The sequence below is a fragment of the Hoeflea sp. BAL378 genome (assembly GCF_000759435.1).
Lineage (GTDB): Bacteria > Pseudomonadota > Alphaproteobacteria > Rhizobiales > Rhizobiaceae > Hoeflea.
In genome coordinates, this window is the sequence record NZ_JRJG01000115.1 from 1 (window position 1) to 11795 (window position 11795).

Annotated in this window: 15 protein-coding genes; 4 read left to right on the top strand and 11 right to left on the bottom strand. The window is 65.6% G+C overall.

Going from position 1 to position 11795, the window contains the following annotated elements:
• Positions 1–297: 297 nt before the first annotated feature.
• Both LL06_RS20525 and LL06_RS20530 read right to left on the bottom strand, forming a co-directional pair.
• Positions 298–564 carry a DUF2312 domain-containing protein gene (locus tag LL06_RS20525; protein WP_035531163.1) on the bottom strand — a complete coding sequence of 89 codons (267 nt, stop codon included), beginning with the start codon at positions 562–564 and terminating at the stop codon, positions 298–300.
• 139 nt (positions 565–703) lie between these two features.
• On the bottom strand, positions 704–1486 hold the full coding sequence (locus tag LL06_RS20530; RefSeq protein ID WP_035531165.1) for an N-formylglutamate amidohydrolase: 783 nt from the start codon (positions 1484–1486) through the stop codon (positions 704–706).
• Between the two features lie 295 nt (positions 1487–1781).
• On the opposite strand from LL06_RS20530, the gene LL06_RS20535 reads away from it, so the two are divergent.
• The gene (locus LL06_RS20535; RefSeq protein WP_244447196.1) at positions 1782–2174 is read left to right on the top strand and encodes a DUF1036 domain-containing protein; all 393 of its coding nucleotides are present in this window, start codon (positions 1782–1784) and stop codon (positions 2172–2174) included.
• Positions 2174–3613 carry a pyruvate kinase gene (pyk, locus tag LL06_RS20540; protein WP_035531170.1) on the top strand — a complete coding sequence of 480 codons (1440 nt, stop codon included), beginning with the start codon at positions 2174–2176 and terminating at the stop codon, positions 3611–3613. The genes LL06_RS20535 and pyk overlap by 1 nt, the downstream gene beginning before the upstream one ends.
• A 38-nt stretch (positions 3614–3651) precedes the next feature.
• On the opposite strand, the gene LL06_RS20545 is transcribed toward pyk, so the two are convergent.
• From LL06_RS20545 to LL06_RS20570, 6 genes are all read right to left on the bottom strand, one after another.
• Positions 3652–4683 (bottom strand): alpha/beta hydrolase, encoded by a 1032-nt coding sequence (locus LL06_RS20545; RefSeq protein ID WP_035531173.1) that lies wholly within the window; start codon positions 4681–4683, stop codon positions 3652–3654.
• 119 nt (positions 4684–4802) lie between these two features.
• A complete protein-coding gene (locus tag LL06_RS20550; RefSeq protein WP_035531176.1) occupies positions 4803–5414 on the bottom strand; it encodes a hypothetical protein in 612 nt (203 codons plus the stop codon).
• Between the two features lie 70 nt (positions 5415–5484).
• The gene (gene ykgO / locus LL06_RS20555) at positions 5485–5610 is read right to left on the bottom strand and encodes a type B 50S ribosomal protein L36 (RefSeq protein ID WP_003497670.1); all 126 of its coding nucleotides are present in this window, start codon (positions 5608–5610) and stop codon (positions 5485–5487) included.
• A gap of 156 nt (positions 5611–5766) precedes the next feature.
• Entirely contained in the window at positions 5767–6855 is a 1089-nt protein-coding gene (locus LL06_RS20560) for a 5-(carboxyamino)imidazole ribonucleotide synthase (RefSeq protein WP_035531181.1), read from the bottom strand.
• Positions 6852–7352 carry a 5-(carboxyamino)imidazole ribonucleotide mutase gene (gene purE / locus LL06_RS20565; protein WP_035531185.1) on the bottom strand — a complete coding sequence of 167 codons (501 nt, stop codon included), beginning with the start codon at positions 7350–7352 and terminating at the stop codon, positions 6852–6854. Before purE ends, LL06_RS20560 begins: the two co-directional genes overlap by 4 nt.
• Positions 7353–7366: 14 nt before the next feature.
• A complete protein-coding gene (locus LL06_RS20570) occupies positions 7367–7570 on the bottom strand; it encodes a YdcH family protein (RefSeq protein ID WP_035531187.1) in 204 nt (67 codons plus the stop codon).
• A gap of 210 nt (positions 7571–7780) precedes the next feature.
• On the opposite strand from LL06_RS20570, the gene LL06_RS27030 reads away from it, so the two are divergent.
• On the top strand, positions 7781–7957 hold the full coding sequence (locus LL06_RS27030; protein ID WP_035531189.1) for a DUF465 domain-containing protein: 177 nt from the start codon (positions 7781–7783) through the stop codon (positions 7955–7957).
• Between the two features lie 152 nt (positions 7958–8109).
• On the opposite strand, the gene LL06_RS20580 is transcribed toward LL06_RS27030, so the two are convergent.
• The 3 genes from LL06_RS20580 to LL06_RS20590 all read right to left on the bottom strand — a co-directional run bounded on the left by LL06_RS20580 (position 8110) and on the right by LL06_RS20590 (position 10959).
• On the bottom strand, positions 8110–8367 hold the full coding sequence (locus LL06_RS20580) for a metalloregulator ArsR/SmtB family transcription factor (RefSeq protein WP_035531191.1): 258 nt from the start codon (positions 8365–8367) through the stop codon (positions 8110–8112).
• Between the two features lie 99 nt (positions 8368–8466).
• The gene (locus tag LL06_RS20585; RefSeq protein ID WP_035531194.1) at positions 8467–10116 is read right to left on the bottom strand and encodes an acyl-CoA synthetase; all 1650 of its coding nucleotides are present in this window, start codon (positions 10114–10116) and stop codon (positions 8467–8469) included.
• A 66-nt stretch (positions 10117–10182) separates the two neighbouring features.
• Complete coding sequence (locus LL06_RS20590; protein ID WP_035531196.1) at positions 10183–10959, bottom strand: sulfite exporter TauE/SafE family protein; 777 nt, start codon at positions 10957–10959, stop codon at positions 10183–10185.
• Positions 10960–11051: 92 nt separating this feature from the next.
• Here LL06_RS20590 and LL06_RS20595 point away from each other — a divergent pair, with 92 nt between their 5' ends.
• Positions 11052–11705 carry a thiamine phosphate synthase gene (locus LL06_RS20595; protein ID WP_035531199.1) on the top strand — a complete coding sequence of 218 codons (654 nt, stop codon included), beginning with the start codon at positions 11052–11054 and terminating at the stop codon, positions 11703–11705.
• Positions 11706–11795 lie beyond the last annotated feature (90 nt).

The following is an 11795-nucleotide window of genomic DNA, read 5'->3' on the forward strand; positions in this document are numbered from 1 at the left end:
CGACCTGCCGCACAACCAGTTCACCGGCTCGGCGGTCAATTTCGTCACCGTTGCGCGGTTCGACAACTAGGCTTCAGGGCAGGGAGCGGCGGGGCTGGTCCGCCGGCTGCCGCAGTCGCCGCATATACACAGTCCAGAATACGATCGCGGCCGCCCGTGGGTGATTTCCACCGGGCGGCCGCGATCGTTTGACTGCTGTGGGAGCGAGGCGCCGAATGGTTCGGTCGGCTGGTCTTGCCTCGCAGAGCGGGGCCTGAACCGGGCCCGGTTCAGACGGGCCCGCCGCCGGGAAGCGCCTTAGCTGGCGTCCTCGGGCTCCGGCGCCATGCCGAGAGCATGCAGATAGGTGTCGAGGATGGCTTCCTGCTCGAGCCGGTCGTTCTGGTCCTGCTTGCGGATGGCGACGACCTTGCGGAGCACCTTGGTGTCGTATCCGTTGGCTTTCGCCTCGCCATAGACATCCTTGATGTCGTCGGCGATGGTTTTCTTTTCTTCTTCCAGCCGTTCAATGCGTTCGACGATGGAACGGAGCTGGTCGCGGGCAACGGCGCCGGCATCAGACATGGGGTCACTCCTGAATGGACAGATGAGGGGTTGGGTGTGTGAGGCTCCAAGTGCCCAATGGCCGCCTTCGGGTCAAGGGCGTTTGCATGATCGCCGGCGATTATTCGGCCTCCTGTGGACATGCGTCCGCACGGCCGCCTCAAATCACCCGGGAACCATGCATCTGGACTTCGTGCAGATCCTCGCGTTCGGTCATCGCGGCGAGCAGCGGCGCCAGCCGGTCGACCCAGGCGTCGATGCCGGGCCTCTCGCCGATCAGGTCCTGGCGGATCTCGAGCAGGGCGTGGGCGAGGCCGGTCATGGAGCAGTGCCGGTGCATGGTGTCGCCCCGGAGCGCGCCGTCATAGGGCTCGTTGTCGCCCACGATCAGCGCCGGATCGGCGCCGAGCAGGTCGATCAGAAGCTGCGCCGCGCGCGGATCGGTGTCCCACAGCACGCCGGCGTGCCAGGGCCGGGGGATGCCCTTCCAGGCATGCGTGAAGGAATGCACCGAGATCACCAGCGGCGGCTTGCCGGATAGGCGCCAGGTTTCGGCGATCACGGTGGCGACCGCGTCATGATAGGGACGATGGTACAGCGCGAGACGGCGCTCCCGCTCGTCGTCGCTGAGCGGGTGGTTGGAGGGAATGACCATTCCGTCCGAGAGTTTCATGATCAGCGTCGGGTCGTCCTCGCCCCGGTTGGGGTCGATCAGCAGCCGCGAGAAACAGCCCAGGACCGCGGGAACGCCGAGCCTTGCGCTCAGGCCGCGGGTCACCTCCTCGACGCCGATGTCATAGGCGATGTGCCGCGTGAAGGCTTCCGCCGGCAGGCCCAGATCGCCATACTCGGCGGGCAGCCGGTTCATCGCGTGATCGGCGAGAATCACCAGCGAAGGGCTTGGATCGCCGGGAAGGATCTCAAAGGGCTTGAAGCCGGACATGGCAGGTTCGGACACCGGGTTTGGGGAGCGGGGACAGGCCCGGATCCATCGCACAGCCGCGCCTTTCGGGCAACAGGCGGGATCGGGTTCTTTGCATTCGCCGAGTTTATGGTAGCGTGCGGAGGCGGACTTCGGTCCGCCGTCTTTCGTTGACTTTCGCAGCACCCCGGCGCAAAAAGCCACACTTAACGCCCCAAGCGGAGACTGACCGAAATTGATGTTTCGCAAGTTGCCACACGCCATCCCATCCATCCAAAGACTAGCGGTCCTCATTCCCCTCACACTCGGGGCGTTCATGCTCGCGGGCGCGGGCGAGGCCAGGGCCGATTTCCGGGTGTGCAACGGGACCCAATCCCTGGTCGGCGGCGCCATCGGCTACCGGACGGCGGAGGGCTGGGTGACGGAAGGCTGGTGGCAGATCCCGGCAAATTCCTGCGCCACCCTGATCGAGGGCCAGCTCGGATCTCGCTATTATTATCTTTACGCCGAGGATGCCGGCGGCGGCGGACGGTGGGCCGGTGACATCAACATGTGCGTCGCCGACAACGAATTTCGGATTGTCGGGGTGGAGGACTGTTTCGCCCGGGGGTTCCAGCGCGTGGGATTCAAGGAATACGACACCGGACGGCAAGGCAGTTGGATGGTCCAGCTCTCGGATGCCCCGGAAGCGCCGGAAAGCCAAAATTGATGAAGCGTCTTCGCAATGTGAAAATTCTCGCGACACTCGGGCCTGCATCGTCCGATGAAGCGATGATCCAGAAACTGCACGAGGCGGGCGCCGATCTGTTTCGCATCAACATGAGCCACTCGAGCCACGAGCTGATGCGCACGCTGGTCGGCCGGATCCGTGCGGTGGAGAAGAAATGCGGTCGCCCGATCGGCATCCTGGCCGATCTCCAGGGGCCGAAACTGCGGGTGGGCAAATTCGCCGACGGCTCGGCGACGCTGACCGCAGGCCAGACATTCACCCTGGACAACCGCGACGAGCCGGGCGATTCGACGCGCGTGTTCCTGCCGCATCCGGAAATCCTCGAAGCGGTCCAGCCCGGCCACCGGCTGCTGATCGACGACGGGCGGCTTCAATTGCTCGCCACCCATTCCGACAAGACCTCGATCACCTGCACCGTCGTCGCCGGCACCAAGATCTCCGACAAGAAGGGCGTGAGCCTGCCCGACACCACGCTCGGGGTCGGCGCGCTGACTGAGAAGGACAGGAGCGATCTCGACGCCGTCCTCGCCGTCAACGATGTCGACTGGGTGGCGCTGTCCTTCATCCAGCGGCCCGAGGATCTGGCCGAGGTGCGCAAGATCGCCCGCGGCCGCGTCGGGCTGATGTCGAAGATCGAAAAGCCGCAGGCGCTCGAGCGCATCGACGAGATCATCGAACTGTCGGATGCGCTGATGGTGGCGCGCGGCGATCTCGGCGTCGAGATGCCGATCGAATCCGTGCCCGGAATCCAGAAGCAGCTGACCCGCGCCTGCCGCAGGGCCGGCAAGCCGGTGGTGGTGGCGACGCAGATGCTGGAATCGATGATCTCGGCTGCGGTTCCCACCCGCGCCGAAGTCTCCGACGTGGCGACCGCCGTGTTCGAAGGCGCCGACGCGGTGATGCTGTCGGCGGAATCGGCCGCCGGCGACTATCCGGTGGAAGCCGTCACGATGATGGCGTCGATCGCCCGCAAGGTCGAGCGCGATCCGAACTATCCCGGCATCATCTATTCGCAGCGACCGCAGCCCGACGCCACCGGCGCCGATGCGATCTCGCTCGCCGCGCGCCAGATCGCCGAGACGCTCAATCTGTCGGCCATCGTCTGCTACACCTCGTCGGGCAACACCGGCCTGCGCGCCGCGCGCGAGCGGCCGAACGTGCCGATCATCGCGCTCTCGCCGGTGATCCAGACCGCGCGGCGGCTGTCGGTGGTCTGGGGCCTGCACTGCGTGGTGACCCAGGACGCGACCGATCTCGACGACATGGTCGACCGCGCCTGCCGCATCGCCTTCCGCGAAGGCTTCGGCAAGCCCGGCGACCGCATCATCATCTCGGCGGGCGTGCCGCTCGGCACGCCGGGTTCGACCAACATGCTGCGCATCGCCTATATCGGCTCGGACGGCATGACCGGCATCTGACGCAGCCGAAGGGCTTCGATCTGTAAAACAGCGGTGTTCTAGCCCGGAGCGGACACTTCGCCGGGACAGGCGGCCTGGTCGCCATCCAGCGCCGCTTCGGCCGAGGCGGCGGTGGCGGCGAGATCGACGTCGCGGCCCGCCACCCGCTCGATGGCGGCCACCGCCAGCCCGGTCGTCACGTGATCGGGCTTGTGGCCGAGATTGCGGATCCAGAGCAGTTGGGCGCCGGCGATGTCGCGCGCCAGTCCTTCCGAATGAATATGGGCGAGCACGATCGAATCGCTGTCGCCGGTGATGATGACCGTCGGCGCGGTGATCTCGCCGTAGCGCGGCGCCACGCGCGTGACGTAGGGCTTGAGGTTGTAGACATCGAGGGCGTTGCTGCGGAACGCCGCAGGCCTGAGGACCAGCGCCGGCGCGGTTCGGGCGATATATTCATCCGGCATGGGATTGGGCGCGAAAACGCAGGCCGAGCCGCTTTCAACCCGGGTCAGGCCCACCGGCAGCGCCAGCGTGTGGGCGAACAGCGGGCCGATCACCGGGGTGCTGGTCAGGCCGTAGTACCAGGCGATGCCGCCCGGCCAGGGATGGGTGGCGGGGGCGAGAAACACCAGTCCGGCGGTCATCTCCGGATGGCCGAGCGCAAAGCTCGCCGCGATCGCCCCGCCGAAGGAATGACCGATGATGATGGCCTTCGAGATGCCCTTGGCCTTCATGGCGCGGGCGACGGCCTCCGCCTGGCCGTCGGGCGTGTCGTTTCCGCTTCCGCCGCGCCCGGACCAGCCGTGCCCCGGCCGGTCGATGAACAGCATCTCGGCGCGACCTTCGAGCGCCGGCCGGAACGGAACCATCTGGTCGAGCAGATTGCCGCTGGCGCCGTGGATGAACACCAGCGGCGGCAGGTCGGCGGTGGCAGGGGCCGGCACATGCACGGCGTGAAGCGCGTAGCCGCCGACGTCGATCATCTCGCCCTGGGGCGGATGGCGGGCCTCGATCTCGCTAGCCTTCACCCTCGTCCAGACCGCGAGGCCGGCGACGAGCAAGACGAGAACGGAGAGGGAAGAGATCATGATGGTCCGGATCAGTCTTTGAAAAGGCATGGTCAAACAATGCTTGAGACGTTGAAGGGCAGGGGGGCTTGCGCCTCTTCTTCAAGACGAGCGCGCGCGAATAAGGTTTCAGGGCAAGATCAGGTCCTGCTGCCTTCCAGCTTGTCGGCCAGTTCCCCCACCTTCTGCTGGGCCTGGCGGCTGGCCGGATAGATCTCGAGCATCTGTTCCCAGGCCCGCAGTTCCAGCGCGTCGTTGCCCGACACCGAGAGAATCGCTGCCATGCCGGCTATGGCGCCGAAATGGCGCGGCTCCAGCGCGAGCACGCGGTTGATGTCGGCCATCGACTTCCCGTGATTGCCCATCATGAAATGCAGCGTCGCCCGGCGGTTCCAGCCCTCGACATAGTCCGGCCTCAGCACGATCGCCTGGTCGAGAAGGTCGAGCGCCAGTCCGTTCTTGCCGTCGGTGACGGCCTTGTCGGCCCATTGCATCAGGAGGTTGACGGTGGCGCTGCCGGAATCGCGCCATTTCGCCCAGATCCGCTCGCTGATTCGCTTGGCCTGCTGCTCGTCCGGTTCGCGCTTGAGCTCGGAAAACAGGCTGTCGAGCGTGTCGGCGGGCTTGACCGATGCGCTCGACGGCGGCGTCCCGGATCCGGTCTGGGCCGCTGCGGGAAAGGCGCTCAAGCCTGCGACGAGGCCGGTGGCGAGGGGCAGGGCAAGGGTTTTGAAAAACAGAAAATGGCGCATGACGGAAAACTAGTCCGTCCGCGCCAAAATTCAAATGCAATTTTCAGTGAAGGCCAAGCGGCCCGAGGCTTCAGCCCTGACGGGCCTTGAAGCGCGGGTTCTGCTTGTTGATGATGTAGACCCGGCCCTTGCGGCGAACCAGACGGTTGTCGCGGTGACGGGCCTTGAGCGCCTTGAGCGAATTCTTGATCTTCATTGTTCTGATCCGCGTTATCTGGACGGCCGCGCCGCCTATTCAATCAAAAGCGCGCCACCAAGGACGCGCTCATCGGTTGGCACGGCATGTAGACGGTTGGGCATTTGCTGTCAACTCCGGTGGGGCGTTTTCCCGCCCGAGATGCGCCGGAAAAGTCTATTTTCGCGGGGCGATGCGGGTGACATGGCCCATCTTGCGGCCGGGGCGCGCTTCGGACTTTCCATAGAGGTGAATCACCGCGCCGGCTTCGGCGGCGAGGTCGGCGAGCCTGTCGACATCGTCGCCGATCAGGTTTTCCATGACGCAGTCGGAATGCCGCTGCGTGTCGCCGAGCGGCAGGCCGGCGATGGCGCGGATGTGCTGCTCGAACTGCGAGATCGCGCAGGCGGCTTCGGTCCAGTGCCCGGAATTGTGAACCCTGGGCGCGATCTCGTTGACCAGCATCCGATGCCCGTCGCCGTCGCGGACGGCAAAGAATTCGACGGCGAAGACGCCGACATAGTCGAGATGGTGGCCGATCGCCTCGGCGATCGCGAGCGCCTCGGCGCAGGCTTGGCGGCCGAGCGCGGAGGGCACGGTCGATGTGTGCAGGATATGCGCGCGGTGGACATTCTGCACCACGTCATAGGCGCGGACTTCGCCCGACAGGCCGCGCGCGGCGATCACCGAGACTTCGCATTCGAAATGGACGAAGGATTCGAGGATCGCCATTTGGCCGTTCATGGCGGCAAACGCCGCGTCGGCGTCCTCGGGACGGGAAACCTTCGCCTGGCCCTTGCCGTCATAGCCGAGCCGGGTCGTCTTGAGGACCGCCGGCAGGCCGGTGGTGACAAGCGCGTCCTCGAGCTCGGACAGGCTGGAGACGGCGGCGAACAGCGCCGTCTCAGCGCCGAGGTCGCGCGCCGTCGCCTTCTCGAGCAGCCGGTCCTGCGCCACTTCGAGCGCCTTCGAGCCGGGCCGCACCGGCAGCCGGGCTTCGAGCGACTTGACCGCCGCGACGGGCACGTTCTCGAACTCGTAGGTGACGACATCGCAGAGCGCTGCGAGCTGGTCGAGCGCTTCGGCGTCGTCATAGGCGGCGACGATCTGGCTGTTGGCGACCTGGGCCGCGGGCGCGTTGACGTCGGGTTCGAGGATGATGGTCTTGTAGCCCAGCCTTGCCGCCGCCATCGCCAGCATCCGGCCGAGCTGGCCGCCGCCGATGATGCCGATCACGGAGCCGGGAGCGAGCGCCTCGGAGGTCATGGCTGGTCCACCGGCTGGTCGGCCACGGCATCGGTGCGGGCCTGACGCCAGGCGTTGAGACGGTCGGCCAGCGCTGCGTCGGACAAGGCCAGGACGCTGGCTGCAAGCAGGGCCGCATTGATCGCGCCGGCCTTGCCGATGGCGAGCGTGCCGACCGGAATGCCCGCCGGCATCTGCACGATCGACAGCAGGCTGTCCTGCCCGGACAGCGCCTTGGATTCCACCGGGACGCCGAACACCGGCAGGGGCGTGAAGGCCGCGGTCATGCCGGGAAGATGCGCGGCGCCGCCGGCGCCGGCGATGATGACCTTGAATCCGGCCGCGCGGGCGCCCTTGGCGAAGGTTACCAGGCGGTCGGGGGTGCGGTGCGCCGAGACGATCAGCGGCTTGTGCGCGATGTCGAGCTCGGCAAGCGTGTCGCAGGCGTGTTTCATTGTGGACCAGTCGGACTGGCTGCCCATGATCACGGCCACCTTCGGTTTGTCTGCAAGGGTCATGCGCGGCTCCCCGCTCAGGCGATGATGTCGGGGATGATCTGGTCCTCGAGCTCGGTGATCCGGTCCTTGATCGCCAGCTTCTTCTTTTTCATCCGCTGGATGCGCAACTGGTCGCAGCCAGTCTGTATCATGGCGTTAATCGCAACGTCGAAGTCCTCGTGCTCATGGCGCAGCCGCGCAACGAGCATACGACGCTCCGCCTGTTCCTGATCGGACATTCATTTACCCCGTCTCACGCATCCTGTCGGCACTGGTCCGACCTTTTTGTCGTTGAGCGCTCGTACCACAGAATCGGGTGTAACAGGAAGTTACCCGTAATCAAGAAATCACCTTCGACAAAGGGAAAAAGCCGTGGCACACTCGTAAGTGTCAACAAACGATTTGCTCCGGTGCTCCGGTGCCGGCGCATTCCATCAAAGGAGTCGCTTATGTCGATTGATGCACACCTTGCCACACTTGAAAGAAAGCACGGCGAACTGGACGCAGAGCTCCGGTCCGTGCAATCCCGGCCCTCCGTCGAGGATCAGAGGATCATGGATATCAAGCGCCGCAAGCTGCGACTCAAGGACGAAATCAACCGTCTGCGTTCCGATACGCAACATTGATCAGACTTGCATGACATGATGATGACGCGGGGCTTCCCCCGCGTCTTTTTTGTTCCGGGACCTGCCCGACATCTCGGATCCCTGCCGCAGCTTCGAAGCTGCTACGGCCGATCTGCCGGTGGTGCATGATGTAAAGCGGGCGCGACGCCGGTTCAGGTCCAGAACTGGTCGATCCAAAGGTTGAGGCGCATGAAGCCGTCGGTGTTGACCGCGTAGATCCGGCGCGTCCCCTGGCTGGTGACCGTCACCAGCTTGCAGTCGAGCAGGGCCTTGAGATGCTGCGACACCGCCGGCCTGCTGATGGGCAGGCCTTCCGCCAGTTCGTTGACCGTGCGCGGCTGCCGGCGCAACTCCTCGAGAAGATAACGTCTGTTCGGATCGGCGATGGCTTGGAACGCATCCAGGGTCATTTTGGCAGGCTAATTTAAAGCCCAAGTCCCGGCAAGCTCTTTGTGTGCGCCGCAATGGCTGCTTGTTGCGGCGCAAACGCGGGGGATCTTTCCCTGGTTCTAGGAGCCCAATGTCCTGGCCTCGTCGCGCAGCAGGTATTTCTGGATCTTGCCGGTCGAGGTCTTGGGCACCTCGTGAAAGATCACGGTGCGCGGACATTTGAACCGGGCGAGCAGGCCGCGGCAATGCTCGATCACCTCTTCCTCGGTCAGGCTGTGGCCGGGACGCAGCTCGACGAAGGCGCAAGGGGTTTCGCCCCATTTGTCGTCGGGCCGCGCCACCACCGCCGCGGTCATGATCGAGGGATGCTTGTAGAGCGCGTCCTCCACCTCGATGGAGGAGATGTTCTCGCCGCCGGAGATGATGATGTCCTTGGACCGGTCCTTGAGCTGCAGGTAGCCGTCGGGATGCATGACGCCCAGGTCGCCGGAATGGAACCAGCCGCCGCGGAAGGCTTCCGCGCTGGCGGCGGGGTTCTTGAGATAGCCCTTCATGACGATATTGCCGCGGAACATCACCTCGCCGATGGTCTCGCCGTCGGCGGGGACCTTTTCCATGGTCTCGGGATCCATCACGGCCAGGTCCTCGAGCGCCGGATAGCGCACGCCCTGCCGCGCCTTCCTGGTGGTGCGGGCGGCGCGATCGAGATCGGACCAGCCCGCCTTCCACTCGTTGACCACGGCCGGGCCATAGGTCTCGGTCAGGCCATAGAGATGAACCACCTCGAAGCCGGCGTCGGCCATGCCGGCGAGCACCGCTTCGGGCGGCGGGGCGGCGGCGGTGTTGAAGCTCACGGTGTGGGAGAAATCGCGCTTGTCCGCGTCGGGCGCGTTCAGAAGCGTCGACATGACGATGGGCGCGCCGCACAGATGCGTGACGCCATGATCGGCGATGGCGTCGTACATCGCCTTGGCCCTGACCCAGCGCAGGCAGACATGGGTGCCCGCGACGACGCTCAGCGTCCAGGGAAAGCACCAGCCGTTGCAGTGAAACATCGGCAGGGTCCACAGATAGACCGGGTGACGCGCCATGCCCGAGGCGATCACGTTGGAATAGCCCATCAGCGCCGCGCCGCGGTGATGATAGACCACGCCCTTGGGATTGCCGGTGGTGCCGGAGGTGTAGTTGAGCGAAATCGCCTCCCATTCATCCGCGGGCAGGCTGCGGGTGAACTCCGCCGGCGCCGCGAGAAGGAACGCCTCGTAGTCATGGGCGCCGATGCGCTCGCCCTTGGGGAAGGGGGCGTCCTCGGGATATTCCGGGTCGTCGTAGTCGATGACCACGGGCCGGACCGCCGCCAGCCTGAGCGCCTGCGCCATGACCGGGGCGAATTCGCGGTCGACGATCAGCACCTTGCACCCGGCATGATCGAGCTGGAAGGCGATCGCCTGGGCGTCGAGGCGGGTGTTGATCGAATGCAGCACCGCGCCCAGCATCGGCGCGCCGTGATGGGCCTCGAGCATCGCCGGCGTGTTGGACAGCATCACCGACACCGTGTCGCCCTTGCCGATCCCCAGCCCCGACAGCGCATTGGCAAGCCGTTTCGACCGCTCCAGGAAGCTCCGGTAGCTCACCCGCATCGCGCCGTGGATGATGGCGGTGTGATCGGGATGGATCAGGGCCGCGCGTTCGAGATGCGCCAGCGGCGTGAGCGGCTGGTAGTTGGCGGGATTGCGGTCGAGATCGGTTTCATAGGGATTGGCGGTCACGCTCTTGTTCCTGCGAATGAGGGCATCAACGGTCAGACATCAAATCACCTTGCACGGGCGTTGTCATCAGGCGAGCAGATGAACGCTGCCGTCCCAGATCAGCTTGAGGGCGGCCAAGAGCACCATGACATACATGAAGGGATAGAAAATCTCGGGTTTCATGCGCCGGACGAGGTAGGCGCCGGTCAGTGTCGCCACGGGCGCGATGGGCGCGAGCGCGAGCGAGGTCGACAGATTGGTGGCGTCGAACTGGCCCAGCGCGAAATAGGGCGCCAGCTTGATCGCGTTGATGACGGCGAAGAAGCGGACGCTGGTTCCCGTGTAGGTCTTGGGATCCTGCCGGAGCGGCAGCGTGTAGACCTGATAGGGCGGGCCGCCGGCATGGGAGACGAAACTGGTGAACCCCGACACCACGCCCCAGAACACGCCCTGGACCGGCCTGTGCCCGCGCGCCGCCTGGCTGGTGCCGCTGCGGGCGGCGGCCATGGTCTGCGCCAGATAGCGCCAGACGAACCAGAGCGCCACGGCGCCGACGATCAGCTTGATCATCGGCACGGTCACCCAGGCGGCGGTGGCCCAGCCGATGGCGATGCCGACGAGCGCGCCGGGCAGCATGATGACGAGCGTCTTGGCGTCCTTGTGGCTGCGCCAGCTCCACAGGCTCACCATGTCCATGACGACCAGGATCGGCAGCAGGATCGCCGCGGCCTGAACCGGCGAGATGGTGAGCGACATCAGCGGTACGCCCAGCAGCGCCATGGCGCCTCCGAAGCCGCCCTTGGAAAGGCCGACCATGACCACTGCCGGAATGGCGGCGGCATAGAAGTACGGGTCCGTCATCATCGGGGCAGTTGATCCTTGTGCCGTGCCGGTCTATCCCGTTTGCATGCAATTGGCCATATCGGCTTTCAGCGCTGGCCCTGACAGGAACTCCCATGACCGATCCGATCAATCGTTGCCGCCTTGTCCTCGTGACGCCAGACATTTCCGATGCCACTGAACTGGCGGCGGTGACCCGGGACGCGCTCCGCGGCGGCGATGTCGCCTCGGTGATCGTTCCGCAGCACGGTCTCGACGAGAAAAGCTTCCAGAAGCGCTGCGAGGCGCTGGTCCCGGTCATCCAGGCGGCCGGAGCCGCGGCGCTGATCGCGGGCGATTCCCGGGTCGCCGGACGGGTCCGCCCGGACGGACTGCATCTGGAAGTCGGCCCGACCGCGATGGCCGAAGCCGTCGCACGCCATGCGCCCGGACTGATCGTCGGCGGCGGCAATGCGCGCGAGCGGCATGCGGCCCTGTCGATCGGCGAGGCGCAGCCGGATTACGTCATGTTTGGGTCGATCGCCGGCGACATCAAGCCGGAGCCGCATTCCAAGAACCTGGCGCTGGCGGAATGGTGGGCCGACATGATCGAGATTCCCTGCGTGATCATGGGCGGGACCAGCACAGCCTTCGTGGAAGATATGGCGCAGACCAGGGCCGAATTCATCGCCTTCGGCAAGGCGGTTTTCGCGGATCCCACTGAGGCCCCGCGCATCGTCGCGGAAATCAACGCCACGCTTGACGAAAAAGCGCCACGGTTTGGCCGATAATGCGCGCCATGTCCGATCCTGATGCTTCCATCCCCCGCAGGTCCGCCGCCATGCCCCGCCGGTCGTGGCGCATACTGCCGCTGGCGGTGG